Genomic DNA, 24,536 nt, shown 5'->3' with positions numbered 1-24,536 from the left:
CGTATCGGTGGTGTTGTGGGATCGGAATCGTCAGGCGACCACGCTGCGCTGGCGCAGGTCGGCCATCTCGTCGGCCGCATAGCCCAGGCCGGCCAGCAACTCGGTGGTGTGGGCGGCAAAGCGGGGCGGCTGCAGGCGCACGCCCAGGCGCTGGCCGTCCATGGTGATCGGGAACAGCGTGGTCTTCACAGTGCGGCCGGCGTCGGCGCCGTCGGGCAGTTCCACATCGGCCAGGCCGCCGGTGGCGTTCAGATGCGGGTCGTCGAACAGGTCTTCGGGCCGGCGGATCGGCGCGAAGGGCAGGCCGGCGCGTTCCATGATGTCGGCCAGCTCGGCGGCGGGGCGGTGGGCCAGGCGCTCACGCAAGGTGGCCAGCAGCTGCGGGCGCCGCTGCACGCGCTGGTTGTTGGTGGCGAGCTGGGGGTCGGCCTTCAGGTCGGGCAGGTCCAGCGCATCGCAGAAGGTGGCGAACTGCGCATCGCTCACCGCGGCCAGGAAAATCTGCTCGCCGTCCTTCACGGTGAACACGTCGTACACGGCCCAGGGGTTGTCGCGCGCGGGCATGGGCTGTGGGTGGCGGCCGGTCATCGCGTACTGCAGCATGTGCTGGCCCATCAGGAACACGTTGTTCTCGTACAGCGCGCTCTGCACCTCCATGCCGCGGCCGGTGATGCCGCGCTGGATCAGGGCGCCTAAAGCGCCGATGGCGCCGAACAGCCCGCCCATGATGTCGTTGACGCTGGTGCCGGCGCGCAGCGGATCACCCGGCCGGCCGGTCATGTAGGCCAGGCCGCCCATCATCTGCACCACCTCGTCGAGTGCGGTGCGGTGCTCGTAGGGGCCGGGCAGAAAGCCCTTGTGGCTGACGTAGATCAGCCGGTCATTGCGCGCGGACAGGCTGGCGTAGTCGAGCCTGTACTTGGTCAGCGCACCGGGCTTGAAGTTCTCGGCCACCACGTCGGCGCTGAGCGCCAGGCGGCGCGCCACCTCGGCGCCGTCGGCCTGCTTCAGGTCCACCGCGATGCTCTTCTTGTTGCGGTTGAACATCGGGAAGAAGCCGGCCCCGGCGCCCAGCAGGCGGCGCGTGCCCTCGCCATCGATGGGCTCGACCTTGATCACCTCGGCACCCATGTCGGCCAGCACCATGCCGCAGGTGGGGCCCATGACCATGTGGGTGAATTCAACGACCCTCAGTCCTGCCAGGGGTTGCGGCGCGGCGGCTTGCACAGACATCTTCTCGGGCGCGTTCATGCAGCCTCCTTCAAATTCTTGGGCAGGCCAGCGCGCCAGATCGCGCCATGCAGCGCCTCGCCTTCCAGCCATTGGCCAATGCGCGCGCGCAGCGCGATCAGCGCGTTGAAATCCAGCCCGGTGGCCACGCCCATGCTGGCGAACAGCCAGGCCAGGTCTTCGGTGGCCACATTGCCGCTGGCGCCGGGCGCATGCGGGCAGCCGCCGATGCCGCCCACGCAGCCGTCGAACTGGCGCACCCCCGTCTGCCAGGCCGCGTAGGCATTGGCCAGGCCCAGGCCGCGCGTGTCATGGAAGTGCGCGCAGCCCAGGCGATCGCCGGCCACGGCGCGGGCACGCTCGAACAGGCGCTGCACCTGCAGCGGGTTGGCGTAGCCCACGGTGTCGGCCAGGCCCACCACGTCGGCGCCGGCGTCCAGCACGGCCTGCAGCAGGCGCAGCACCTCGCTTTCAGCCACCTCGCCCTGCAGCGTGCAGCCGAACGCGGTGCTCATGCCGACCTCCAGCTTGCAGCGGCTGCCGGCCGCATCGCGTGCGGCGCGGATGCGGGCGATCTCGGCCACCACCTCGTCGGGTGTCTTGCGCAGATTGGCCAGGCTGTGGGCATGGCTGGCCGACAGCGGCAGCAGCATCAGATCTGCCCCCGAATCCAGCGCGGCTTGCGCGCCCTTCAGGTTGGGCACCAGCACCGAGGTGGTCAGTCCGGGCAGGGCGCGCGCGGCGGCCACCAGCTCGGCCGTGTCGGCCAGTTGCGGCAGCAGCCGGGCGGGCACGAAGGAGCCCACCTCGATCTCGCGCAGGCCGGCGGCATGGGCGGCGCGCAGCCAATCGAGCTTGGTGGCGGTGGGCACGGTGCGGGCGATGCTTTGCAGGCCGTCACGCAGGCCCACTTCGCGAACCGAGACCGACGGGGAAACAGGGGTGGAGGAAGACGTCATGGCCGCACACTCTAGACGTTCCGATCGGAATCCTGGGTGGCAAATTTTCAGCGTTGACGTTCCAATCAGGAACGTCTTGGCCATTTCAGCATGTCGCAATCCAGACCCCCAATGAACCGTCCCTTCGATGCCGTCTCGGTGCAGCTGTTCGTGTCCGTGTGCGAGGAGGGCAGCCTGGCGCGCGCCGCCGAGCGCCATGCGCTGGTGCCCTCGGCGCTCAGCAAGCGCATTGCCGCACTCGAAGCAGACGCCGGCGTGCCGCTGCTGCAGCGCCAGCGCCGCGGCGTGCTGCCCACGCCGGCCGGCCATGCGCTGTTGGCCGGCGCGCGCGAGTGGCTGTCGGGCATGCAGCGCGTGCGCGCCGAACTGGGCGCCTTCGGCCAGGGGGTTCAGGGCAGCGTGCGCGTGCTGGCCAGCCCGTCGGTGCTGGCCGAGCAGCTGCCTGACGACATCGCCCGCTTCCTGGCCCAGCACCCCACGCTGCAGGTGAGCCTGGACGAGCGCAACAGCGCCGACATCGCGCGCAGCCTGCGCGAGGGCGCGGCCGACCTCGGCGTGATGTGGGATGCGGCCGACCTGCAGGGCCTGCAGGCCTGGCCCTACCGCGGTGACCAGCTGTGCGTGGCGATGGCGCCCGGCCACCCGCTGGCACGGCGCAGCCAACTGAGCTTTGCCGAGACGCTGGACCAGCACTCGGTGGGTGTGGCCACCGCCGGCATGATGGAGCGGCTGATGCAGCGCCACGCCGCGCTGCTGGGGCGCAGCCTGGTGCACCGCATCCAGGTGTCGAGCATGGACGCCGCCTGCCGCATCGTGGCCGTGGGCTTAGGGCTCGCCATCCTGCCGCGCGAATCGGCCGTGCCCCACGCCGGCGCCGGACGCTTGGCCCTGGTGCCGCTGAGCGACGACTGGGCCCGACGCCGCTTCGTCGTGGTGGGCCGTGGCGAGGCGCTGCTGTCACCCGCGGCGAGGGCGATGGTGGCGCATCTGCAGGCGGTGGCGGGGGAGGGTGGGTGAACCCGCCACCGAGCTGGCGATCGGCGTGCGAGCGGGCTTCAGCCTTCGGCCACGGCGCGCTGGATCGCCTCGGTGGCCCACTGGTTCAGGCTCTTGCCCTTGGCCTGGGCGGCCACAAGGGCGCGGCTGTGCACCTCGGGCGGCACACGCAGCAGCAGCTTGCCTGAGGCGGGCTTCTCGGGCGCCAGGCCCTGTGCCTCGCAGTCGCGCAAATAGTCCTTCACCGCAGCGGCGAACTCGCGCCGCAACTGGGTCACCGTCTCGCCGTGAAAGCTGATGATGCTGCGCAGGCCCAGGATGCGACCGACGAAGATGCCATCACGCTCGTCAAACTCGATCCGGGCCGTGTAGCCGCCGTGGCTCATCGTGTTCATGGGGTCACTCCTGCGCGCTCCAGCAGTTCTCGCGCTTCTTCCACCTGGTACCGCTTGGCTTCCTTGCCGGGATGCGGCCGATGGCAGCGCCACTGATGCCCGGCCAGTTCGATCTTCACACGCGAGCCTTCGCGCTCTGTCACGGCGCCTCCCAGCGCCTTGATCAGCGCTTCGATGTCCGAAAAGACGATGGATGCCGAGGTGGGCTTGGCGAAGATCGAGGCCAGCGTCTTGCGGTGACGAGCGTTCACAGCAGTATGATATCGCGAAGTGCTATCAATCAAGGCGTGGCATGCCCGGCATGTCCGCCCTGTGGTGCGTGGATCGAGGCCGGGTCGTTCCACATCAGCGTGGGATCCAGCATGCCGAAGATCATCGCGATGTGGGCCACCACCAGGAAGATGGCCACGCACACGGCGTGGCGTGCCAGGCGCTGCTCGGTGGTCCAGCGCCGGCCCACCAGGCCCAGGTCGATCAGCGCCATGGCGCCCAGCGGCAGCACGCCCGCCAGGTAGAAGCCCACGGCGATCACATCGGCCGGGCCGCGCCAGCCGCCGTCGCGGGTGAGTGGCAGCACGGCGTGTGCCATCAGCCAGACAAACACGCCGACGAAGTACAGGCCGCCCAGGATGCTGGCCGCGCGGTTGATCTGCGCCAGCGCGCCGGCCGCGCCACGGCGCAGCAGCACGAAGAGCTCGGTGACGGCCACGGTCTCGGCCAGCAGCACCGGCACCACCATGAAGAGCAGCAGGTTCCAGGGCTGGTTGTCGGCCAGCAGTTGCATGTAATGGGTCATGTTCATGATCGGGTTCCTCGCAGGAACGGAAGAGGGCACGGCGGGCCGAACGGCGGGCGCCGGAAAGCGGTGTGAGAGAGAGGGGCTCCGGCCGCGGGCCGGGGCAGGGCGCTCAGATGGCCCGGGGCGGGCGGCGCTCAGGCATCACCACGCGGCCCGGGGGCAGCGTGGGCTGCGCATCCAGCCGCGCGCTGGCGCCATGGGCCAGCCACAGCGCGGGCACCTGCACCGGCAGCACGGCCGCGAAACCGGCCGACAGCGCCAGGCAGGCCTGCCTGCAGCGCGGCGTGCTGCCATGCGTGGCCATGGCGCTGCCGGTGTGGCGATGGGGGTCGCAGGCGGCGTGCGGGGCCGCGGGGCGCGCCTCGGCGGCCAGCGCCACGGGTGTGGCGTCCTGCACCGCGCCATGCCTGTGCGATGCGGCCGAGGCCGATCCCGCTGCCAGCAGCAGCATGGCCAGCAGGGCGTGCAGCACAAGATGGAAGAGCGGGCGCATGGCGAGCGGCGTGGACAGCCTTCAGCTTACGACCGGGCCGCCGGCACGCGGCTTGATCTGCGGCAAGTGCCGCCGACTCACAGCATCTCGCGCACCAAGCCCGCCACCCGCGCCGGCTCTTCCATCGGCATCAGGTGGTTGCAATCGGCCAGATGCACCTCGTGCCCGTGGCGGAACTCGGCGGCCAGCCCAGCCCAGGTGGGCGAGCCCAGCGGGTCGAAGGGCAGCACCGATGGATCGCGGTCGCGCACGCGCACCACGCGCACCGGGATGTGCAGTGCGCGGATGCTGGCGTAGATGCTCGCGTTGAAGTGCGCGCTGCTGTAGATCATGGCCTCGGTGAGCGGGGCGCAGCACAGTTCGTAGCCCTGGTGGTGGCCCTGGGCGTCGATCACCGGTTTCAGTGCGTGCTCGCAGTAGTCGCGCAGCGCCTGGCGGTCGAAGCGGGCATAGGGCACGCGATCGGCAAAGCGCTCGGCCATGGCCTGGGGCGAGGTGAAATGGTTCTTGCGCGAGGCGGCTGGATGCTTGGCCGCGGCCACGGCATCGAACGCGTCCATGCGGTGATAGGCCTCGGGCTCGAACAGCACCGGGTCGATCGTCACCAGCGCGCCGAAGCGGCTGGGCTCGAAGGCCGCGGCCTGGATCAGGCTGTGCGCGCCCATGCTGTGGCCGATGCCCACGGCGCGCTCCAGGCCCAGCGCGCGGGCGGCAAGCGCCACGTCACGGCCGAAGTCGCTCCAGCCCATGAAGGGCAATCCGCCCGGCAGGTGCGTGGGTAATGCGCTGCGGCCGTGGCCGCGCAGTTCCAGCGCGACGATGTGACGCGGCTGCGGCAGGCTGGCCGTGAGGTGGTGGATCACCTGGTCCCACACCCGGCCGTGGAAGCCGGTGGCGTGCACGAACAGCAGCGGCGGTGCCTTGCCGCGCTGCTCGGCAAACCACTCCCACGCGGCCAGGCGCAGGCCGTTGGCGTCGACGTGGATCAGCTGCGGCGTGTTCACACCAGGGCGGCCATCTCGCTGGCCTGCTTGATCGCGCGCTTGGCATCCAGCTCGGATGCTTCAAACGCACCGCCCACCAGCTGCGAGTTCACGCCCAGCGCCAGCAGCTCATCGTGCAGCGTGCGCAGCGGCGTCTGGCCGGCGCACAGGATCACGGTGTCCACCTCGAAGAGCCGCGGCTCGCCGTTCACCCGCGTGTGCAGGCCGGCGTCGTCGATCTTCAGGTACTCCACGCCGGCCACCATGTTGACGCCGCGGCGGCCCAGCACCATGCGGTGCGTCCATCCGGTGGTGCGGCCCAGGTTCTTGCCCAGCGCATCGGCCTTGCGCTGCATCAGGTACACGGTGCGGTCGTTCTTGGCCACCTGCGGCTGCACGCCGGTGACGCCGCCGCGCGGGTGGTTGACGAAGTCGATGCCCCATTCGCGCGCGAAGGTGGAGATGTCGAGCGCTGCCGAGGTGCCCTCGTGCGTGATCAGCTCGGCCACGTCGAAGCCGATGCCGCCGGCGCCCAGGATGGCCACCGTCTTGCCGATGGGCTTGCGACCCAGGATGGCGTCGATGTAGGGCACCACCTTGGCGTGGGTGATGCCGTCGATCTGGGGCGTGCGCGGCGTGATGCCGGTGGCCACCACCACGGTGTCGAAGCCTTCGTCTTTCAGGGCCTGAGCCGTGGCCTTGGTGTTCAGCCGCAGCGTGATGCCCAGCAGCTCGATCTGACGGCGGAAGTAGCGCAGGGTCTCGTGGAACTCTTCCTTGCCGGGGATGCGCTTGGCCAGGTTGAACTGGCCGCCGATCTCGGCCGCGGTGTCGATCAGCGTCACCTGATGCCCGCGGCGGGCGGCCACCGTGGCATAAGCCAGGCCGGCCGGGCCGGCGCCCACCACGGCCACGCGCTTGCCGGCCTTCACCGGCAGGTACTGCAGCAGCGTCTCGTGGCAGGCGCGCGGGTTCACCAGGCAGCTCACCTCCTGGTTGCCGCCGAAGGTGTGGTCCAGGCAGGCCTGGTTGCAGGCGATGCAGGTGTTGATCTCGTCCTCGCGTCCCTGCAGCGCCTTGGTCACCAGATCGGGGTCGGCCAGCATCGGCCGGGCCATGGACACCAGGTCGGCATCGCCGCGCGCCAGCACCTCTTCGGCCACCTGCGGCATGTTGATGCGGTTGCTGGTGATCATCGGCACCTTGAGGTGCTTCTTCAGCCGGCCGGTCACCTGCGCAAAGGCCGCGCGCGGCACCATCGTGGCGATGGTGGGCACCGGTGCTTCGTGCCAGCAGAAGTGGGTGCTGATGATGTTGGCGCCGGCGGCCTCGATGGCTTTGCCGAGAGAGACCACCTCGTCCCAGGCCAGGCCGCCATCGAGCATGTCCATCGCCGAGATGCGGAACACGACGATGAAGTTCGGGCCCACCGCTTCGCGCACGCGCTGCACCACCTCCACCGCGAAGCGCATGCGGTTTTCCCACGGGCCGCCGTACTGGTCGGTGCGCAGGTTGGTCTTCTGGACCAGGAAGGTGCTGATCAGGTAGCCGGCCGAGCCGATGATCTCCACGCCGTCGTAGCCAGCCAACTGCGCCATGCGCGCGCATTGCACGAAGTCGGCCTGCTGCTTCTCGATGCCGGCCTCGTCCAGCGCATTCGGCGTGTGGCGGCCGATGCGCGATTTCACGGCCGAGGCCGCCACGCAATCCGGGTTGCCGGCCAGCGGGCCGGTGTGCAGGATCTGCAGGCAGATCTTCACATCCGGGTCGGCCTGGTGCACGGCGTCGGTGATCAGCTGGTGCTGCGCGGCCTCTTCGGGCGTGCTGAGCTTGCTGCCACGGCCGGCTTCCAGGTTGGGGCAGATGCCGCCGGTGATGATCATGCCCACGCCGCCGCGCGCGCGCTCGGCGTAGTACTCGGCCATGCGCGGGTAGCCGTCGGCGGCCTCTTCCAGGCCCGTGTGCATCGAGCCCATCAGGATGCGGTTCTTCAGCCGGGTGAAGCCCAGGTCGAGCGGTTCGAACACATGCGGGTAGCGGGTGAGGCCGGGCAGGGCGGTGGCTTCAGCTTGGGTGATGGCAGTCATCTTGAGCGACTTCTCTTCAAGGATGGAAATGGGTGTTCAGCGCTTCTTGGCTGTGGCCGCGGTCGGGATCTGATTGAACGGCAGTCCGCGATCCGCGCGCAAGTCGGCCGGCAGGCCCAGCACGCGCTCGGCGATGATGTTGCGCAGGATCTCGTCGGTGCCGCCCTCGATGCGCGTGGCCGGTGAGCGCAGCAGCATGGCCTGGAAGCGCGCGGCGGCCTCGGATTGGTCGTCGCCCATCAGGATGCCGGCGGGGCCTTGCAGGTCGAGCGCGAACTGCGCGATCTCCTGCAGCGTGCTGCCGGCCACCAGCTTGCCGATCGAGTTCTCCGGTCCCGGCTCCTGGCCCTTGCTGAGGGCCGAGATGCTGCGGTAGGCCGTGTACTTCAGGCCGCTGGTGCGCACGGCCCAGGTGGCCAGGCGGCTGCGCACGGCAGGGTCGTCCACGGCCTTGCCCTCGCCGGTCTCGAATTCACAGCACCAGTCGAACAGCTCCGGAAAGCCCGTGGGCATGCCGGCGCCGATGGACAGGCGCTCGTTCATCAGCGTGGTGAGCGACACGCGCCAGCCCTGGCCCACACCACCCAGGCGCTGGTGATCGGGCACGCGCACGTTGGTGAAGAACACCTCGTTGAAGCCGCTCTGGCCGTTCACCTGCTTGATCGGCCGCACCTCCACGCCCGGGCTCTTCATGTCCAGGAAGAACATGGTCAGGCCGTCGTGCTTGGCCACGCCGGGATCGGTGCGCACCAGGATCATGCCGTGGTCGGAGTAGTGCGCGCCGCTGGTCCAGATCTTCTGGCCGTTGATGATCCAGTCGTCGCCATCCTTCTCGGCCTTGGTTCTCAGGCCGGCCAGGTCGGAGCCGGCCACCGGCTCGCTGAACAGCTGGCACCAGATCTCCTCGCCCGAGGCCAGCGGCGGCAGGAAGCGGCGCTTGTGGTCCTCGGCGGCATAGGCCATCAGCGTGGGCGCGATCATGCCCTGGCCGATGATGAACACGCCGGCCAGCTTGGCGTACACGCCTTCCTCCTGCTGCCAGATCACGCGCTGGATGGGTGTGGCGCCGCGGCCGCCGTAGTCTTTGGGCCAATGCAGGCAGGCCCAGCCGGCCTCGGCCTTCTTCTTCTGCCAGGCCTTGGATTCGGCGATCACGTCGCCGCTGGTCAGCGCGGGCTGGCCGAAGCCGGCCAGTTCCAGCTGCGGCTTCAGGTTGTCCGGGGCGTTGGCGGCGATCCAGGCGCGCGCCTCGGCGCGGAAGGCGGCTTCTTCGGGGGTGTCGTCGAAGTTCATCGCTGGGGTTCCGTGTCTGGGGTGCGTTGGATTGAAATCAGGCTGCAGCGCGCCGTGCTTTGAGCGCGTTGACCAGCCGGTCTTCCCACTGGCTCAGGGGGCCCAGCGCCAGCGCCAGGTGTTGCGAGCGGCGGTAGTGCAGGTGGCAGTCGAACTCCCAGGTGAAGCCCATGCCGCCATGCGTCTGCAGGTTGTTGCGCGCGCAGTGCTGGTAGGCCTGCGTGGCGGCCACGCGCGCGGTGGCGGCCGCCTCGGGCAGCTCGGCCGATTGCGTGCTCAGCGCCCAGGCGCCGTAGTAGGCGTTCGATCGCGCCAGCGTGGCCGACACGTACATGTCGGCCAGCATGTGCTTGATGGCCTGCTGCGTGGCGATGGGCCGGCCGAAGGCGTAGCGCTCCTGCGCGTAGGCCACGGCGGTCTCCAGCGCCTTGTCGGCGCCGCCCACCTGCTCGAAGGCCAGCGGCACGGCGGCGCGGTCGAGGGCCGCATCCAGCAGCGCGGCGCCCTGGCCGGGCGTGCCCAGCAACTCGGCACTGGCGCCGTCGAACGTGATGCGGGCCTGGCTGCGGGTGAGGTCCACGCTGCTCAGCGTGGTGCGGGTTATGCCGGCAGCGGCGGCCTGCACCAGCCACAGGCTGTAGTTGCCGGCCGTGTCGGCCTCGCCGCGCGCGGCCACGATCAGCAGCTGCGCGATGTCGCCATCGGCCACCGGCTGCTTGGTGCCCGACAGCTTGCCGCCGCGCACCGCGCAACCCGCCACCTGCGCCGCATCCAGCCGCCCCGGCTTCTCGGCCCAGGCCACGGTGGCGATCACCTCGCCGCTGGCCAGCGCGGGCAGCCAGCGCTGCTTCTGCGCCTCCGTTCCGGCGGCCAGGATCAGCGGAGCCGCCAGGCCGATGCTGCTGGCAAAGGGCACCGGCGCGATCGCGCGGCCCAGTTCCTCGGCGATCACGCACTGGGCCAGCACGCCGTCGGCCAGGCCGTCGCTTTCGGCGATGCCGCCATAGGCCTCGGGGATGGCAGCGCCCAGGTAGCCCTGCGCCCCCAGGCCCTTCCACAGCGCGGCGTCGAAGCTTTGCGGGCCGTCCAGCACCGCGCGCACCTGGGCGCGGCCGCACTGGTCGGCCAGGAAGCGGCGCGCCTGCGCCTGCAGTTCACGCTGATCGGGGGAGAAGTCGAAGTCCATGGCCGTCCCTTGATGCCAACCGATGCCCGGCCCCGGCACAGGGCCGCCTGCCGGCATGGTGCTGCGCGTGACGGCGGCCGCAAATCGTCGGAAGGGACGAATGTGGCGGCATCCGGGCGGCATCCGCGGCCGCCTGTCGCCTGCGGCACAGCCGGTCTGCAGCCCATGCCCTACAAGCACGACCCCATGGCCACCTACCACCCCGAAGCCCTGTTGCAGGGCGACGAACCCGGCGCCTGGAGCGCACCGGTGCCGCTGAGCTACACCCGCCGCAGCGTGCTGCTGTATGCACTGGGCATCGGCCTGCCGGGCAGCACCGGCACACCCGGCGCGGCGCCGGACCTGCGCTATGTCTACGAAGGCCACCCCGAATTCGCGGTGTTTCCCACTTTCGCCATCCGCTGGGGCAGCCTGGGCCTGCAGCTCGATCCGGCGGCGCTGCCGCCCTCACCCGGCCCGCTGATGATCGACGCCGAGCGTCAGCTGGAGCTGCTGGCCCCGCTGCCGCTGGAAGGCACGGTGCAGGTGCGCTCGCGCCTGCTGGCGGCGCACCCGCGCGGCAAGGGCAGCGCCTTCGTCGAGGTGGAGAGCGAGGCGCACGACGCCGAAGGCCGGCTGTGCGTGCGCATGGTGTTCGGCTCGTTCCGCCGCGGCGTGGCGGCGCTGGGCGACATCGCGCCCTTCACCGGCCGTGGCCTCACCCGCTCGATGAAGATCGAGCCGCCGGCGCGCGCCTCTGATGTGCAGGTGCAGGCCGTGATCCCCACCACGCAGGCCATGCTGTACCGCCTGTCGGGCGACTACAACCCGCTGCACATCGACCCCGAGGCGGCACGCTTCGGCGGCTTTCCGCGGCCCATCCTGCACGGGCTGTGCACCTACGGCCATTGCGGCCAGCTGCTGCTGCGCGCGCTGGCCGGTGGTGATGCGTCGCGCTTTGCCAGCCTGCGCGCGCGCTTCTCGGCGCCGGTGTACCCCGGCGACACGCTGCGCATCCTGGGCTGGCACGACGGCCCGGGCCGCCTGGTGTTCGAGGCCCGCACCGGCACGCCGGGCGGCGCCGACGACACTGTGGTGGTCAGCCACGCGGCCTTCGGCTGGCGGGCCTGATCGGGGCGGCAGCGACGGCATAGGATGGGGCCATCCCCATCCCTGAACGCCCTCGCCCTGCCATGAACCGACTTCCCTCCCGCCGCGCCCTGCTGCTGGCCGCGGCCGGCGCCGCCGCGCTGGCCCCCTGGCTGCCGGCGCACAGCCAGCCCAAGCCCATCCGCCTGGTCGTGCCCTTTCCGGCGGGTGGCGCCACCGACCTGTTCGCCCGCGCCTTGCAGACCCGGCTGGGCGAGGCCCTGGGCGCGACCGTGGTCATCGACAACAAGCCCGGTGCCGGCGGCAGCCTGGGCAGCGACATCGTGGCCAAGGCGCCGGCCGATGGCCTGACCCTGCTTCTGGCCACCACCAGCACCCACACCATCGGGCCGGCGCTGGGCGTGAAGCTGCCCTACGACACGGTGCGCGACTTCACGCCCGTCGTGCATGTGGGCAACGCGCCCAGCGTGATGCTGGTGCCCAACGCCTCGCCGGCGCACAGCGTCAAGGACTTCATCGCGCTGGCGCGGGCCAAGCCGGGGCGGCTGAACTACGGCTCCAGCGGCAACGGCACCATCGTGCAGCTGACGGCCGAGCTGTTCAAGGCGCAGGCCGGCATCTTCGTCACCCACATCCCGTACAAGGGCACGGCGCTGGCCATCCCCGACCTGGTGAGCGGCAACCTGGACGTGATGTTCGACTCACTGCCCACCGGCATGCCGCACGTGCGCGACAAGCGCCTGCGTGCGCTGGCCGTCACCTCGCTGCAGCGCAGCCCGCTGGCGCCCGAACTGCCGCCGGTGGCCGACACGCTGCCGGGCTTCGAGTCGGTCACCTGGTTCGGCCTGTTCGGGCCCAAGGGCCTGCCGGCGGATGTGGTGCAGCGCCTCAACACGGCGGTGAACACCGTGATCGCCCAGCCCGAGATGCGCGGCAAGCTGGCGGTGCTGGGCATCGACCGGGTGGGCGGCACGCCGGCCCAGCTGGCCAAGACGGCGGCCGACGAACTGGCCAAGTGGAAGCGCATCATCACCGAGCGCAAGATCAGCAACGAGTGAGGCGCAGGCCGCTCAGGCCACCACGCCCCGCGCCCGCAGCTCGGCAATCTGCGCAGCCGTGAGGCCCATGCCGGCCAGCACGGCGTCGGTGTCGTCGCCCAGCCGGGGCGCGCTGCTGCGCACCGTGCCCGGCGTGGCCGACAGCTTGGGCACGATGCCGGGCACGGCCACGGTGTGGCCGTCGCGCGTGGCCTGCTGCAGGATCATGTCGCGGGCGCGGTAGTGCGGGTCGTCGTGGATGTCGGCGGCGGTGTACACCTTGCCGGCGGGCACGCGCGCGGCGTCCAGCGCAGCCAGGGCCTCGGCCATGGTGCGCTGGGCGGTCCAGGCGCCGATCACCGCATCCAGCTCGGCCACGCGGGCCACGCGGCCGGCGTTGTCTGCCAGGTCGGGCGCTTGGGCCAGGTCGTCGCGGCCGATCACGGCCATCAGCCGCTTGAAGATGCTGTCGCCATTGCCGCCGATCAGCACCCAGCCGTCGCTGCAGGGGTAGGCGTTGCTGGGCGCGATGCCGGGCAGCGCGCTGCCGGCGGGCTGACGCACCACGCCGAAGGCGCTGTACTCGGGGATCAGGCTTTCCATGCAGTTGAACACCGCCTCATGCAGCGCCACGTCCACCACCTGGCCCTGGCCACCGTTCACCTCGCGGTGGCGCAGCGCCATCAGCACGCCGATCACGCCATGCAGCGCGGCCAGAGTGTCGCCGATGCTGATGCCCACGCGCACCGGCACGCGGCCGGGCTCGGCGCTCAGGTGGCGCAGACCGCCCATGGCCTCGCCGATGACGCCGAAGCCGGGCTTGTCGCGGTAGGGCCCGGTCTGGCCGTAGCCCGACACGCGCAGCATCACCAGTTTCGGGTTCAGCGCCAGCAGCTGCTCGGGCGCCATGCCCCAGGCCTCCAGCTGGCCGGGGCGGAAGTTCTCCACCAGCACGTCGGCCTCGGCGATCAGGCGGCGTGCCAGGTCCTGACCCGCGGCGCTGCGCAGGTCGATGGCCACCGACTGCTTGTTGCGGCTTTGCACCTGCCACCACACCGAGGTGCCATCCTGCAACAGGCGCCAGTTGCGCAGCGGGTCGCCCGCGCCGGGTGGCTCGATCTTCACCACCTCGGCACCGAACTCGCCCAGCATCTTGGCCGCGAACGGCCCGGCGATCAGCTGGCCCATCTCGACCACGCGCAGACCGCGCAGCGCGGCGGGGGAGGGGGGTGTCAGGGCCAGGGTGGGGTCGTGGGCCATGGTGCGGTGGGTGCTGTGGGATGTGGCAGCGGGATTGAAAGCCGCATGCTAGCTGCGCCCTGATGCGTTCCTGATGCGGGCTTTGCTACCGTGCAGGCATGCCAGCAGTCGACGAACTCACCACGGATCCGGTGCCGCCCGGCCTGCCCGCGCGCCTGGCGCTGGCGGGGCTTGCCTGGATGGGCGGCTGGGTCGCCATGGCGGTGCTGGATGGCCAGGTGGATCTGGCCAACCTGGCCATGGTGCTGGTGCTCAGCGCCGCCGTGGCCTCGCTGTGGTTGCCGGTGCTGGCATCGGCGGCGGCCAGCGCGCTGGCGGTGCTGGCCTTCAACTGGGCTTTCGTGCCGCCACGCGGCAGCTTTGCGGTCAACCTGCACCAGCATGCGCTGCTGCTGGGGGCCATGCTGGGCGTCAACTGGATCGTCGCCGCGCTGATGGCGGCGCAGCGCCACCAGGCGCAGCAGGCCCACCGCCACGCGCGGCAGGCGCAGCAGCTGCGCCACTGGAGTGAGACCCTGCGTGACGCCGTCGATCCGCTGGCCCACACGGGCGCGCTGCATGCCTCTCTGGTGGCGCTGAGCGGCGGCCCGGTGGCGCTGATGGCGCTGATCGACGGCCTGCCGGCCGGCAACGACGATGCCGCCGTGCTGCGCGTGGGCGAGCCCGATGCCGACCAGCGCGCCGGCCTGTGGCACTGCCTGCGCCAGGGCCATGCCATGGGCCCCGGCACCGGCCGGCACGACGAGCTGCCCGCCTGGTACCTGCCGCTGCGCGGCCGTGGCAGCTGCTGGGGGGCGGCCGTGCTCACCGGCCCGGCGCCCGAGCGCGGTGACGACGCTGTGCGCGACCATGCCCAGGCGCTGTGCGACCCGCTGGGCCTGGCGCTGCAGCGCCAGCAGGCTGCCCGCGAGACCCAGCGTGCCCACGATGCGGCCCAGGCTCAGGGCGTGCGCAACGCGCTGCTGGCCGCCATCTCGCACGACTACCGCACGCCGCTGGCCACCATTCTGGGCGCCGCCTCGTCGCTGGACGAGCAGGGCGAGCGGCTCCCTGCCGCGCAACGCCAGGCCCTGGCGCGCCGCATCGTCGACGAGGTGGGCCAGCTCAGCCGCCTGACCGACAACACACTGCAGCTGGCACGCCTGGATGCGCCCGGCGTGAGCCTTCGCTGCGACTGGGAATCGGCCGAGGAGCTGGTGGGTGCCGCACTGCGCCATGCCCGCGCGCGCGACCCTGAGCGCCGCACCCGCGTGCGCGTGGAGCCGGGCCTGCCGCTGCTGTGGTGTGATGCGCTGCTGATGAGCCAGCTGCTGGACAACCTGATCGACAACGCGCTGAAGCACACCCCGCCCGAGGGCGCGGTGGAGTTGCTGGTGCGGCGCCAGTTGCCGGGCGGGTTGCCGGGCGGGTTGCCGGGCGGCTTGCCTGGCGGGTTATCGAGCGGACTGCCGGGCCAGGTCGCCGCGGACGCCAGCGCGGCCTCGCTGGGCTGGGCTGTGCTGGCCGTGCGCGACCGCGGCCCCGGCGTGGCGCCGGCCTGGCGGGAGCGCATCTTCGAGGTCTTCCAGCGCGGGGCCGAGGCCATGCCTGGTGCGGCGGCGCCGCTGCCCACACGCGGCGCCGGCGTGGGCCTGGCCGTGTGCCGCGCCATCGCCCGCGCGCACGGCGGTGAGTTGCGCCTGCGCGCCCGCGGCCATGGCGGCAGCAGTTTCGAATGCTGGCTGCCGCTGCGCGAACCACCGGCCCCGGCGCCGGAGGCGGATGCATGACACTGCGCGTGTTGCTGGTGGAAGACGACCGCGCGCTGCGCGCCACGCTGCGCGCCGCGCTGGCGGTGGAGGGTTACGAGGTGCTCACCGCAGCCAGCTTGTCCGAGGGCCTGGCTGTCGTGGCCCATGCCGCGCGGCCAGGCGAGGCCAGCCCGGGTCTGGACCTGGTGCTGCTGGATCTGGGCCTGCCCGACGGCGACGGCGATACCCTGCTGCAGAGCCTGCGCAAGCGCCACGGCCTGCCGGTGCTGGTGATCTCGGCGCGCGAGGCCGAGGGCCAGAAGATCCGCCTGCTGGACGCCGGCGCCGACGACTACCTGGTCAAGCCCTTCGGCATGGCCGAGCTGCTGGCGCGCATGCGCGTGGCCTTGCGCCACCGCGGCACCGCCCTGGCCCCCGCCATCACCCGCTGGCAGCACGAAGGCGTGTGCGTCGACCTGGCCGACCCGCGCGTGCTGCGCGACGGCCAGCCGGTGCACCTCACGCCCACCGAGTTCAAGCTCCTGGCCCGCCTGGTGCGCAGTGCGGGCCGCATCGTCACCCACCGCCAACTGCTGGCCGACGTGTGGGGCGCCGAGTACGTGGACCACACCCACTACCTGCGCCTGTACATGGGCCAACTGCGTGCCAAGCTGGAAGCGGTGCCGGCCGAGCCGCGGCTGCTGCTCACCGAGCCGGGGATGGGCTATCGGCTGGTCGAGGGGGCGTGAGCCGTGGCGCCTGGCGCCGGCGACGTGTCCCTGGCTTCTGCCGACAGGCAGCACAGACCTGCGGCATGGACCGTCAGCCGATCAGCCTGCCGATGCAGCCGATTTGGTGGAAGCGTCAGGATCTCCCGAATTTCTTGCTATAGTCGTGGGCTTCAGTCAGTGACTGACCTGAAAGCCCAGGTGGCGGAATTGGTAGACGCACTAGTTTCAGGTACTAGCGGGTAACTCCGTGGAGGTTCGAGTCCTCTCCTGGGCACCAACACCAGCAAGCAGCCAGCACGCACGTGCTGGCTGTTTTGCTTTGGGCGTCCGGTTCCCTGCCGTGGGGGTGGCGTGGGTGGCGCGGGTGCCATGGGTGGCGCTTATGCGTTCCTGATGCCGGCCGCGGCACCGTGCAGGCCTGTTCACTGACAGCCTGCACAGGGCTGGACATCATGGCCATCGCTGTTCCCGCAGGTGCCGAGCCACCCGTCTCGCCTGCATCCGCTCCTTCTGCTGCCCACCCGCAGCGCAGTTCACGGGCCGCCCTGACCCTGGGCGCCATCGGCGTGGGGTACGGCGACATCGGCACCAGCCCGCTGTACACGATGAAGGAGGTGTTCTCGCCGGCCACCGGTGTGCCGCTGGATGCGCCGCACCTCATCGGCGCGGTGTCGTGCATCGTGTGGGCACTGATGGGGGTGGTCACGCTGAAGTACGTGATCCTGATCCTGCGCGCCGACAACCGGGGCGAGGGCGGCGGCCTGGCGCTCACGGCGCTGGCCGTGCAGGCGGTGGGGCATCGGCCGCGCCTGCGCCGTGCGCTGCTGCTGCTGGGCGTGGCCGGTGCCACGCTGTTCTATGGCGACAGCATCATCACGCCGGCCATCTCGGTGCTGGGCGCGGTGGAGGGGCTGGAGGTGGCCACGCCGGCCTTCAAGCCCTACGTCGTGCCGGCCTCGCTGCTGATCCTGGTGGGGTTGTTCGCGGTGCAGCGGCTGGGCACGGCGGTGGTGGGGCGGCTGTTCGGCCCGGTCATCGTGCTGTGGTTCGGCGTGCTGGCGGCGGCGGGTGTACTCAACATCCTGGCCCAGCCGGGCATCCTGGCGGCGTTGAACCCGCTGCATGCGCTGCACTTCCTGATCGACCGCGGCCCAGGCGTGCTGCTGGCCGTGGGCGCCATCGTGCTGGCGCTCACCGGGGCCGAGGCGCTGTATGCCGACATGGGCCACTTCGGTCGCCAGCCCATCCAGATCGCCTGGACCGGGCTGGTGCTGCCCGCGCTGGCGCTCAACTACCTGGGCCAGGGCGCGCTGCTGATGGGCCAGCCGGCGGCCATCGACAACCCGTTCTTCCGCATGTTTCCGGCCGGGCTGATCTGGCCGGTGCTGCTGCTGGCCACGGCGGCCGCGGTGATCGCCTCGCAGGCAGTGATCTCGGGCGCCTATTCGATGACGCGCCAGGCCATCCAGCTGGGCTTTCTGCCGCGCATGGCGGTGCGCCACACCTCGGCACGCGAGTCGGGCCAGATCTACCTGCCGGCCGTGAACTGGCTGCTGGCCGCTGGCGTGCTGGCCGCGGTGCTGGGCTTCGGCAGCAGCAGCGCGCTGGCCGGCGCCTACGGCATCGCCGTCACGCTGACGATGATGATCACCACCGTGCTCACCTTCGTGGTGGTGCGCCTGGGCTGGCGCCTGCCGGCGCCGCTGGCCTTGGGTGCCACGGCCGTCTTCCTGGCCATCGATGCGCTGCTGGTGGCCGGCTGCGCGATGAAGTTCTTCGACGGCGGCTGGTTCCCGCTGGCCGTGGGGGCGCTGCTGTTCGGGCTGATGCACACCTGGCAGGCCGGCCGGGCCCGCGTGCTGGCGACCATCCGGCGCGATGGCCTGGACCTGGCCGGGTTCGTGGCCACGCTGGATGCTGGCAGCGTGCCGCGTTGCCAGCGCGTGGCGGTGTACCCGGTGGCCGACCCCACGTTGGTGCCGCAGGCGCTGCTGCACAACCTCAAGCACAACCAGGTGCTGCACGCCACCAACGTGGTGGCCACGGTGCAGTTTGCCGAGACGCCCTTCGTCGACGAGGCGCACCGCGTGCAACTCGAGCCGCTGGGCCAGGGCTTCTGGCGCGCGCGGCTGCGCTTCGGCTTCATGGAGCAGCCCGATGTGCCGCGCGCCATGGCGCTGTGCCGTGCGCAGGGTCTGGACGTGCCGATGTTCGAGACCAGCTGGTTCCTCAGCCGCGAAACGCTGGTGCCGGCCGAAGCCGTGGCCGCCCTGCGCGGCCCGCTGCAACGCTGGCGCGACCGCCTGTTCGGCGCGATGAGCCGCAATGCCGGCAGCGCGGCGGCCTACTTCCGCCTGCCCGACAACGCGGTGGTGGAACTGGGCACGCGCGTGCAGGTGTAGGACCGGTCGGACATCGGTGTGTCCCGGGGCGTGGCGCGGCCGCTCAGGCCGCGCCGTCCAGCCGGTGGCGCAGCACCGTCAGGGCCTCGATGGCGGCGCTCACGCGGGCCGGCAGCAAACGGCCGGACGGGTAGATGACGTGGATGGGCATGGACTCGGGGCGGCAGCTGGGCAGCAGTTCCACCAGTTCGCCGCGGGCCAGTTCCTGTTGCGCCAGCATGTCGGGCAGCTGGCAGATGCCCAGGCCCAGCTTCACGGCGGCCAGCAGGCCTTCGGTCTCGTTCACGCGCACCTGCGGCGCCGGCTGCAGCGTCACCGGCTGGCCGCGCTGGCGCAGCTGCCAGGGCCGGTCGCGTCCGCTGGTGGGCAGGCGGAACACGATCGCGGCATGGCCGCCCAGGTCTTCGATGCGGCGTGGCGTGCCGCGCCGCGCCAGGTAGGCCGGGCTGGCGCACAGCACCAGGTGCTGCCGGTCGATGCGGCGGGCCACCAGACTGGAGTCATTGAGCGCGCCGATGCGCACGGCCAGGTCGACGCCGTCGCGCACCAGGTCCACCTGGGTGTCGGTCATGCGCACATCCAGCCGCAGCTGCGGGTAGCGCTCGGCCAGATCGGCCAGCAGCGGCATCACGAAGGTCTTGCCGTAGTACACCGGCAGATCGATGCGCAGCGTGCCCATGGGCACGGCACGGCTGCCCGAGGCTTCGGCCTGCAGGTCCTCCACCTCGGCCAGCACGCGCTGGCAGCGCTGGTACAGGCGCTCGCCATCGGGTGTCAGCGTCACCTGCCGCGTGGTGCGGTGGAACAGCTTCACCCCCAGCGCCGCCTCCAGCCGGCCCACCGCCTTGGCCAGCGTGGACGGGGCCACGCCCTGCTCGCGCGCGGCGGCGGCAAAGCCGCCGTGCTTGGCGGTCTCGGCAAAGGCGATGAACTGCTGCAGGCCCTGCATCGCGTTCCCCTGGCTGATTGACGATGGAATGTCGGCAATGTTACGGCGCGCGAGGCTATTCACGCGGCAATGATGGATCGCCACACTGCGAAGCACGTCAACCGGAGAACCCGCATGAACCTGATCGAACAGACCCCGCCCGCTGCCACGCTGCTGCCGGGCATCCAGCACAGCACCTGGGCCGGCCAGGCCGACGGGCTGGCGCAGCTCTCGCTGTGGCGGCAGAGCCTGGCGGCCGGCGCGGCCACGCCACCGCACCAGCACGACTGCGACGAAGTGGTGCTGTGCCTGGCCGGCTGGGGCGAGGTGCACAGCGACGGCCAGGTGCTGCGCTTCGGCGCCGACACCACGCTGACGCTGCCGCGCGGCCATGTGCACCAGATCTTCAATGTGGGGCCGGAGCCGCTGGAGATCCTGGGCATCTTCGGCGCCTCGCCGGTGCCCACCAGTCTGCCGGATGGCCAGGCGCTGGCGCAGCTGAGGCCGTGCGCCGCGGCACTGGCCTTTGATGCGCATCAAGCGCCGGGCCAGCCCCGTCGCTGCCGCGACAAGCCGGGCCGGTGGGGCCCACCAAGATCGGCGCTCTGCTTGCACCGCCGGCCTGTTGGCCGCACACCGCGATGGACTTCACGCCCTCTCCCCGCAGCCTGGCGCTGCGTGCCCAGATCGAGCGCTTCATGGCCGACCTGGTGCTGCCGTCGATGGCCGAGTGGCACCGCTGGAGCGACGCCGGCGTGTTCCCGCTCGACCTGGTGCTCGACCTGCAGGCCCGCGCGCGCGAGCAGGGACTGTGGAACCTGTGCCTGCCCAAGCTGGCCGACGACGAGCCCGGCACGCGCCTGAGCACCACCGACTACGCCCCGCTGGCCGAGGCCATGGGCCGCGTGCCCTGGGCGGCCGAGCTGTTCAACTGCAACGCGCCCGACAGCGGCAACATGGAGCTGCTGCAGATGTTCGCCTCGCCGATGCAGCGCGAGCGCTGGCTGATGCCGCTGCTGCGTGGCGAGATGCGCTCGTGCTTCGCGATGAGCGAGCCCGACGTGGCCTCGTCCGACCCCACGCAGCTGGAAACCCGCATCACCCGCGATGGTGACCACTATGTGATCAACGGCCGCAAGTGGTTCATCACCGGCGCGGCGCACCCGAACTGCCGCGTCGCCTTGGTGATGGGCCACAGCGCCTCGCCCAGTGACGAGGAGGGCGCTGACCACCACCACAGCCACTCCATCGTGCTGGTGCCGATGGACAGCCCGGGCCTGGCCATCGAGCGCAACATCCCGGTGATGGACCACCAGGCGCTGGACGGGCACTGCGAGCTGGTGTTCCGCAACGTGCGCGTGCCGGTCGATCACTTGCTGGGCGAGGAGGGCGCCGGCTTCGCGATGGCCCAGGCGCGGCTGGGGCCGGGCCGGGTGCACCACGCCATGCGCAGCATCGGCCAGTGCGAGCTGGCGCTGGAGCTGATGTGCGAGCGCGCGCTGGAGCGCCGCACCTTCGGCCAGCGCGTGGGCGACTTCGCCAATGTGCAGGACTGGATCGCCGAAAGTCGATTGGAGATCGACCAGGCGCGCCTGCTCGTGCTTCACGCCGCGTGGAAGATGGACACGCTGGGCAATGCCGCGGCGCGCGTCGACGCGTCGGCGATCAAGTTGGTGACATCGCGCCTGCAGACCCGGGTGCTGGACCGCGCGATGCAGGTCTTTGGCGCTATGGGCCTGACGCCCGACACGCCGCTGGCCCGGCTGTGGGCCTGGGGCCGCGCGCTGCGCCTGCTGGACGGGCCCGACGAGGTGCACCTGCGCACGGTGGCGCGCGCCGAGTTGTCGGGCGCCAAGAAGCGGCGCGGCGCCAATGCCGCGCACCTGCGGCGCTGGATGCCGGCGCCGACCTGAACCCCATCTGACGCGCGTTCGACCCTGCCGCCACGCTACATTGCGCGTGGCGCAAGGCCGGACGCCGGCCGGCGCCGACTTGCAGGAGCACAGGAGGACAGGTCATGGTGTTGCGCATCGTCAGGCTGGGCTCGCCACGGGCCGAGCAGGAAGGCACCCGCATCGGCACCGTGCGCCGGCCGCCGCGCGGCGTGCCCAAGGCCGAGTTCGCCACGCAGAACTGGTACGACGTGTGGTTTCCGCTGCTGGCGCCCAGCGCCGAGACCATGAAGGACGGCCAGGCCGCGGTGGCCGCTGGCGATGACGCCGCCTGGCAGGCCTTTGTCCGCCGCTACCGCAGCGAGATGAAGGCGCCCGAGGCCGAGCAGGCGCTGAACCTGCTGGCCGCGCTGTCGCACACCTCGAACCTGTCGGTGGGGTGCTACTGCGACACCGAAGCGCGCTGCCATCGCAGCCTGCTGCGCGAACTGCTGGCTGCCCGCGGGGCGGATCTGGCATGAGCCCGGGCGCCAAGCGCCCGGTGGCCAACGCTCAGAGCCCCAGGCGCTTGCAGATCTCCAGCGTCAGCGCACTCTGGTTCAGCGCGTAGAAGTGGATGGCCGGCACGCCGCCGGCAATCAGGCGCTCGCACAGGCGCGTCACCACATCCAGCCCGAAGGCGCGGATGCTGGCGGCGTCGTCCATGTAGCCCTCCATCTTCAGCATCACCCAGCGCGGGATCTCGATGCCGTCACGGGCAGCAAACTGCACGATGCGCGAGAAGCTGTGGATGGGCATCACGCCCGGCACGATGGGCACGTCCACGCCCAACGCCCGCACCTCATCCACGAAGTGGAAGTAGGCGTCGGGGTTGAAGAAGAACTGCGTGATCGCCGCATCGGCGCCGCACTTCACCTTGTGGGCGAAATGCTGCAGGTCCTTCTTCGCGTAGCGCTGCTCGGGGTGGTACTCCGGGTAGGCCGCCACCTCGATCTTCCAGTCGGGCCCCTGCGTCTCGCGGATGAAGCTCACCAGTTCCGACGCATAGCGGAACTCGCCCGCCACCGCGGTGCCGCTGGGCAGATCGCCCCGCAGCGCCACGATGCGGCGGATGCCCTGGGCCCGGTAGGTGGCCAGGATCTCGGCAATGCCTTCGCGCGTGGAGCCCACGCAGCTCAGGTGCGGGGCGGCCTCGAAGCCCAGCGCTGCGATGTCGCGCACCGTGGCCAGGGTCTTCTCGCGCGTGGCGCCGCCGGCGCCATAGGTCACGCTGAAGAACTCCGGCTTGAGGGCCGAGAGCTCCTGCACCACGGTCTTGAGCTTCTCCGCCCCCACCGGGGTGTTGGGCGGGAAGAACTCGATGCTGATCGGCAGCGTCATCTCAATAGCGGTAGGTGTCGGGCTTGTACGGACCCTGGACCTGCACGCCGATGTAGGCGGCCTGTTCCTCGGTCAGCGTGGTCAGCTGGGCGTTCAGCGTCACCAGTTGCAGGCGGGCCACCTTCTCGTCGAGGTGCTTGGGCAGCACGTAGACCTTGCCGATGTCGTACGCGTCCTTGTGGGCGTACAGCTCGATCTGGGCCAGCGTCTGGTTGGCGAAGCTGGAGCTCATCACGTAGCTGGGGTGGCCGGTGCCGCAGCCCAGGTTCACCAGGCGGCCCTTGGCCAGCAGGATGATGCGCTTGCCGTCGGGGAAGATCACGTGGTCGACCTGGGGCTTGATCTCCTCCCACTGGCACTTCTCTTCCAGCTTGGCAACCTGGATCTCGTTGTCGAAGTGGCCGATGTTGCAGACGATGGCGTTGTTCTTCATCGCCGCCATGTGCTCATAGGTGATCACGTCGCGGTTGCCGGTGGTGGTGACGAAGATGTCGGCCTGGGCGGCGGCCCAGTCCATCGTCACCACGCGGTAGCCTTCCATCGCGGCCTGCAGCGCGTTGATCGGGTCGATCTCGGTCACCCACACCTGGGCGCTCAGTGCGCGCAGGGCCTGGGCGCTGCCCTTGCCCACGTCGCCGTAACCGCACACCACGGCGATCTTGCCGGCGATCATCACGTCGGTGGCGCGCTTGATGCCGTCCACCAGGCTTTCGCGGCAGCCGTACAGGTTGTCGAACTTGCTCTTGGTGACGCTGTCGTTGACGTTGATGGCGCGGAACATCAGCTGGCCCTTGGCCGACATCTCGTTCAGGCGGTGCACGCCGGTCGTGGTCTCTTCGGTCACGCCCAGGATCTGCGCGCTCTTGCGGCTGTACCAGGTGGGGTCCTTGGCCAGTGTGGCCTTGATCGAGGCGAACAGCTCGCGCTCTTCCTCGCTGCCCGGGTTGGCGATCACCGAGGCGTCCTTCTCGGCCTTCTTGCCCAGGTGCATCAGCAGCGTGGCATCGCCGCCGTCGTCCAGGATCATGTTCGGGCCTTCGCCGGGCGTGCCAGCGGCGCCGAATTCGAAGATGCGGTGGGTGTAGTCCCAGTAGTCGCGCAGCGTCTCACCCTTGTAGGCGAACACCGGCGTGCCCTTGGCCACCAGGGCGGCGGCGGCGTGGTCCTGCGTGCTGAAGATGTTGCAGCTGGCCCAGCGCACCTCGGCGCCGAGGGCCTGCAGCGTCTCCACCAGCACGGCGGTCTGGATGGTCATGTGCAGGCTGCCGGTGATGCGCGCGCCCTTGAGCGGCTGCGCGGCGGCGTATTCGGTGCGGATGGCCATCAGCGCCGGCATCTCGGTCTCGGCGATGTTGAGTTCCTTGCGGCCCCAGTCGGCAAGCGACAGGTCGGCAATGGCGTACTGGTCGGCGGCCAGGGCGGTGTGGATGGCGTTCAGGGGGGCGTTCATCGTTCAGCTCTCCAGGGCGGGTGAAGATCACGCCGGGGGCGAACGGGAACCTGTGGCACCCACTCACCCTCGGCACAAACTGCTGGGTGAGCGCGGTTGCAGGAGACTGGCCGACAGCGGGCCCGACTCGACATGTGTTCCGAGCCTGGGGCCTGCACGACGGGTCGGCGGCCTCGCAACGCTCCTCGGAACGGGGCGCATTCTACGCAGAGCCAC

At 70.8% G+C, this 24,536-nt stretch carries 22 protein-coding genes, 1 tRNA gene, 1 pseudogene and 1 riboswitch; of the genes and pseudogenes, 10 read left to right on the top strand and 14 right to left on the bottom strand.

The genetic code is table 11. The annotated features are described in order from the left end of the window. Positions 1–30: 30 nt before the first annotated feature. Together AACH10_RS13200 and AACH10_RS13195 are read right to left on the bottom strand one after the other, a co-directional pair. Positions 31–1,251 (bottom strand): CaiB/BaiF CoA transferase family protein, encoded by a 1,221-nt coding sequence (locus AACH10_RS13200; RefSeq protein WP_423228598.1) that lies wholly within the window; start codon positions 1,249–1,251, stop codon positions 31–33. Further along, a complete protein-coding gene (locus tag AACH10_RS13195) occupies positions 1,248–2,189 on the bottom strand; it encodes a hydroxymethylglutaryl-CoA lyase (protein WP_341410890.1) in 942 nt (313 codons plus the stop codon). Before AACH10_RS13195 ends, AACH10_RS13200 begins: the two co-directional genes overlap by 4 nt. 111 nt (positions 2,190–2,300) lie before the next feature. On the opposite strand from AACH10_RS13195, the gene AACH10_RS13190 reads away from it, so the two are divergent. Next, positions 2,301–3,206 carry a LysR family transcriptional regulator gene (locus AACH10_RS13190; protein ID WP_341410889.1) on the top strand — a complete coding sequence of 302 codons (906 nt, stop codon included), beginning with the start codon at positions 2,301–2,303 and terminating at the stop codon, positions 3,204–3,206. Positions 3,207–3,244: 38 nt separating this feature from the next. Here AACH10_RS13190 and AACH10_RS13185 read toward each other — a convergent pair whose 3' ends face one another. The 8 genes from AACH10_RS13185 to AACH10_RS13150 form a co-directional block, all read right to left on the bottom strand. Continuing rightward, on the bottom strand, positions 3,245–3,580 hold the full coding sequence (locus tag AACH10_RS13185; protein WP_341410888.1) for a type II toxin-antitoxin system HicB family antitoxin: 336 nt from the start codon (positions 3,578–3,580) through the stop codon (positions 3,245–3,247). Then, the gene (locus tag AACH10_RS13180) at positions 3,577–3,831 is read right to left on the bottom strand and encodes a type II toxin-antitoxin system HicA family toxin (protein ID WP_341410887.1); all 255 of its coding nucleotides are present in this window, start codon (positions 3,829–3,831) and stop codon (positions 3,577–3,579) included. The genes AACH10_RS13185 and AACH10_RS13180 overlap by 4 nt, the downstream gene beginning before the upstream one ends. Positions 3,832–3,860: 29 nt before the next feature. Next, positions 3,861–4,382: a DUF6803 family protein gene (locus tag AACH10_RS13175; protein WP_341410886.1), complete on the bottom strand. Its 522-nt coding sequence runs from the start codon at positions 4,380–4,382 to the stop codon at positions 3,861–3,863. A 106-nt stretch (positions 4,383–4,488) separates the two neighbouring features. Next, on the bottom strand, positions 4,489–4,872 hold the full coding sequence (locus AACH10_RS13170) for a hypothetical protein (RefSeq protein ID WP_341410885.1): 384 nt from the start codon (positions 4,870–4,872) through the stop codon (positions 4,489–4,491). A gap of 77 nt (positions 4,873–4,949) precedes the next feature. Next, positions 4,950–5,876: an alpha/beta fold hydrolase gene (locus tag AACH10_RS13165; protein ID WP_341410884.1), complete on the bottom strand. Its 927-nt coding sequence runs from the start codon at positions 5,874–5,876 to the stop codon at positions 4,950–4,952. After that, positions 5,873–7,942: an oxidoreductase gene (locus AACH10_RS13160; RefSeq protein WP_341410883.1), complete on the bottom strand. Its 2,070-nt coding sequence runs from the start codon at positions 7,940–7,942 to the stop codon at positions 5,873–5,875. The genes AACH10_RS13165 and AACH10_RS13160 overlap by 4 nt, the downstream gene beginning before the upstream one ends. Positions 7,943–7,978: 36 nt before the next feature. Beyond that, a complete protein-coding gene (locus AACH10_RS13155; protein WP_341410882.1) occupies positions 7,979–9,235 on the bottom strand; it encodes an acyl-CoA dehydrogenase in 1,257 nt (418 codons plus the stop codon). Between the two features lie 37 nt (positions 9,236–9,272). Beyond that, the gene (locus AACH10_RS13150; RefSeq protein WP_341410881.1) at positions 9,273–10,421 is read right to left on the bottom strand and encodes an acyl-CoA dehydrogenase family protein; all 1,149 of its coding nucleotides are present in this window, start codon (positions 10,419–10,421) and stop codon (positions 9,273–9,275) included. 165 nt (positions 10,422–10,586) lie between these two features. Here AACH10_RS13150 and AACH10_RS13145 point away from each other — a divergent pair, with 165 nt between their 5' ends. After that, positions 10,587–11,531 carry a MaoC family dehydratase gene (locus AACH10_RS13145; RefSeq protein ID WP_341410880.1) on the top strand — a complete coding sequence of 315 codons (945 nt, stop codon included), beginning with the start codon at positions 10,587–10,589 and terminating at the stop codon, positions 11,529–11,531. Between the two features lie 62 nt (positions 11,532–11,593). Then, on the top strand, positions 11,594–12,568 hold the full coding sequence (locus tag AACH10_RS13140; RefSeq protein ID WP_341410879.1) for a tripartite tricarboxylate transporter substrate binding protein: 975 nt from the start codon (positions 11,594–11,596) through the stop codon (positions 12,566–12,568). A 12-nt stretch (positions 12,569–12,580) separates the two neighbouring features. Here AACH10_RS13140 and AACH10_RS13135 read toward each other — a convergent pair whose 3' ends face one another. After that, on the bottom strand, positions 12,581–13,807 hold the full coding sequence (locus AACH10_RS13135) for a CaiB/BaiF CoA transferase family protein (RefSeq protein ID WP_341410878.1): 1,227 nt from the start codon (positions 13,805–13,807) through the stop codon (positions 12,581–12,583). 98 nt (positions 13,808–13,905) lie between these two features. Here AACH10_RS13135 and AACH10_RS13130 point away from each other — a divergent pair, with 98 nt between their 5' ends. From AACH10_RS13130 to AACH10_RS13115, 4 genes are all read left to right on the top strand, one after another. Then, positions 13,906–15,576, top strand: coding sequence for a sensor histidine kinase (locus AACH10_RS13130; protein ID WP_341410877.1), 1,671 nt, complete (start codon positions 13,906–13,908; stop codon positions 15,574–15,576). Beyond that, positions 15,573–16,286 (top strand): response regulator, encoded by a 714-nt coding sequence (locus AACH10_RS13125; RefSeq protein WP_341410876.1) that lies wholly within the window; start codon positions 15,573–15,575, stop codon positions 16,284–16,286. The genes AACH10_RS13130 and AACH10_RS13125 overlap by 4 nt, the downstream gene beginning before the upstream one ends. A gap of 174 nt (positions 16,287–16,460) precedes the next feature. Further along, positions 16,461–16,545, top strand: a tRNA-Leu gene (locus AACH10_RS13120). A gap of 175 nt (positions 16,546–16,720) precedes the next feature. After that, a complete protein-coding gene (locus tag AACH10_RS13115) occupies positions 16,721–18,670 on the top strand; it encodes a potassium transporter Kup (RefSeq protein ID WP_341410875.1) in 1,950 nt (649 codons plus the stop codon). Between the two features lie 43 nt (positions 18,671–18,713). On the opposite strand, the gene AACH10_RS13110 is transcribed toward AACH10_RS13115, so the two are convergent. After that, the gene (locus AACH10_RS13110) at positions 18,714–19,619 is read right to left on the bottom strand and encodes a LysR family transcriptional regulator (protein WP_341410874.1); all 906 of its coding nucleotides are present in this window, start codon (positions 19,617–19,619) and stop codon (positions 18,714–18,716) included. Positions 19,620–19,688: 69 nt separating this feature from the next. Here AACH10_RS13110 and AACH10_RS13105 point away from each other — a divergent pair. The 3 genes and pseudogenes from AACH10_RS13105 to AACH10_RS13095 all read left to right on the top strand — a co-directional run. Continuing rightward, positions 19,689–20,060 (top strand): annotated as a pseudogene (locus AACH10_RS13105) (cupin domain-containing protein); the annotation flags it as partial. A 179-nt stretch (positions 20,061–20,239) separates the two neighbouring features. Further along, positions 20,240–21,511: an acyl-CoA dehydrogenase family protein gene (locus tag AACH10_RS13100; protein WP_341410873.1), complete on the top strand. Its 1,272-nt coding sequence runs from the start codon at positions 20,240–20,242 to the stop codon at positions 21,509–21,511. A gap of 104 nt (positions 21,512–21,615) precedes the next feature. Continuing rightward, positions 21,616–22,011 carry a DUF488 domain-containing protein gene (locus AACH10_RS13095; protein ID WP_341410872.1) on the top strand — a complete coding sequence of 132 codons (396 nt, stop codon included), beginning with the start codon at positions 21,616–21,618 and terminating at the stop codon, positions 22,009–22,011. A gap of 31 nt (positions 22,012–22,042) precedes the next feature. Here the strand turns inward: AACH10_RS13095 and metF are convergent, their stop codons facing one another. Both metF and ahcY read right to left on the bottom strand, forming a co-directional pair. After that, positions 22,043–22,870 (bottom strand): methylenetetrahydrofolate reductase [NAD(P)H], encoded by an 828-nt coding sequence (gene metF / locus AACH10_RS13090; protein ID WP_341410871.1) that lies wholly within the window; start codon positions 22,868–22,870, stop codon positions 22,043–22,045. 1 nt (position 22,871) lies between these two features. Then, positions 22,872–24,320 (bottom strand): adenosylhomocysteinase, encoded by a 1,449-nt coding sequence (ahcY, locus tag AACH10_RS13085; RefSeq protein ID WP_341410870.1) that lies wholly within the window; start codon positions 24,318–24,320, stop codon positions 22,872–22,874. 81 nt (positions 24,321–24,401) lie between these two features. After that, positions 24,402–24,513: riboswitch (S-adenosyl-L-homocysteine riboswitch) on the bottom strand. Between the last annotated feature and the right edge of the window lie 23 nt (positions 24,514–24,536).

Source organism: Pseudaquabacterium inlustre, from assembly GCF_038066595.1.
Taxonomy (GTDB): domain Bacteria; phylum Pseudomonadota; class Gammaproteobacteria; order Burkholderiales; family Burkholderiaceae_C; genus Pseudaquabacterium; species Pseudaquabacterium inlustre.
The sequence above is the reverse complement of the archived record's forward strand: the minus strand, read 5'-3'. Positions and strand labels throughout refer to the sequence as shown.

Coding starts and splice junctions, on each gene's coding strand:
- AACH10_RS13175 (WP_341410886.1), bottom strand. CDS start 4,382: ATGAACATGACCCATTACATGCAACTGCTGGCCGACAACCAGCCCTGG.
- metF (WP_341410871.1), bottom strand. CDS start 22,870: ATGACGCTGCCGATCAGCATCGAGTTCTTCCCGCCCAACACCCCGGTG.
- AACH10_RS13195 (WP_341410890.1), bottom strand. CDS start 2,189: ATGACGTCTTCCTCCACCCCTGTTTCCCCGTCGGTCTCGGTTCGCGAA.
- AACH10_RS13140 (WP_341410879.1), top strand. CDS start 11,594: ATGAACCGACTTCCCTCCCGCCGCGCCCTGCTGCTGGCCGCGGCCGGC.
- AACH10_RS13200 (WP_423228598.1), bottom strand. CDS start 1,251: ATGAACGCGCCCGAGAAGATGTCTGTGCAAGCCGCCGCGCCGCAACCC.
- AACH10_RS13125 (WP_341410876.1), top strand. CDS start 15,573: ATGACACTGCGCGTGTTGCTGGTGGAAGACGACCGCGCGCTGCGCGCC.
- AACH10_RS13115 (WP_341410875.1), top strand. CDS start 16,721: ATGGCCATCGCTGTTCCCGCAGGTGCCGAGCCACCCGTCTCGCCTGCA.
- AACH10_RS13170 (WP_341410885.1), bottom strand. CDS start 4,872: ATGCGCCCGCTCTTCCATCTTGTGCTGCACGCCCTGCTGGCCATGCTG.
- AACH10_RS13185 (WP_341410888.1), bottom strand. CDS start 3,580: ATGAACACGATGAGCCACGGCGGCTACACGGCCCGGATCGAGTTTGAC.
- AACH10_RS13145 (WP_341410880.1), top strand. CDS start 10,587: ATGCCCTACAAGCACGACCCCATGGCCACCTACCACCCCGAAGCCCTG.
- AACH10_RS13110 (WP_341410874.1), bottom strand. CDS start 19,619: ATGCAGGGCCTGCAGCAGTTCATCGCCTTTGCCGAGACCGCCAAGCAC.
- ahcY (WP_341410870.1), bottom strand. CDS start 24,320: ATGAACGCCCCCCTGAACGCCATCCACACCGCCCTGGCCGCCGACCAG.
- AACH10_RS13130 (WP_341410877.1), top strand. CDS start 13,906: ATGCCAGCAGTCGACGAACTCACCACGGATCCGGTGCCGCCCGGCCTG.
- AACH10_RS13160 (WP_341410883.1), bottom strand. CDS start 7,942: ATGACTGCCATCACCCAAGCTGAAGCCACCGCCCTGCCCGGCCTCACC.
- AACH10_RS13135 (WP_341410878.1), bottom strand. CDS start 13,807: ATGGCCCACGACCCCACCCTGGCCCTGACACCCCCCTCCCCCGCCGCG.
- AACH10_RS13190 (WP_341410889.1), top strand. CDS start 2,301: ATGAACCGTCCCTTCGATGCCGTCTCGGTGCAGCTGTTCGTGTCCGTG.
- AACH10_RS13095 (WP_341410872.1), top strand. CDS start 21,616: ATGGTGTTGCGCATCGTCAGGCTGGGCTCGCCACGGGCCGAGCAGGAA.
- AACH10_RS13150 (WP_341410881.1), bottom strand. CDS start 10,421: ATGGACTTCGACTTCTCCCCCGATCAGCGTGAACTGCAGGCGCAGGCG.
- AACH10_RS13155 (WP_341410882.1), bottom strand. CDS start 9,235: ATGAACTTCGACGACACCCCCGAAGAAGCCGCCTTCCGCGCCGAGGCG.
- AACH10_RS13100 (WP_341410873.1), top strand. CDS start 20,240: ATGGACTTCACGCCCTCTCCCCGCAGCCTGGCGCTGCGTGCCCAGATC.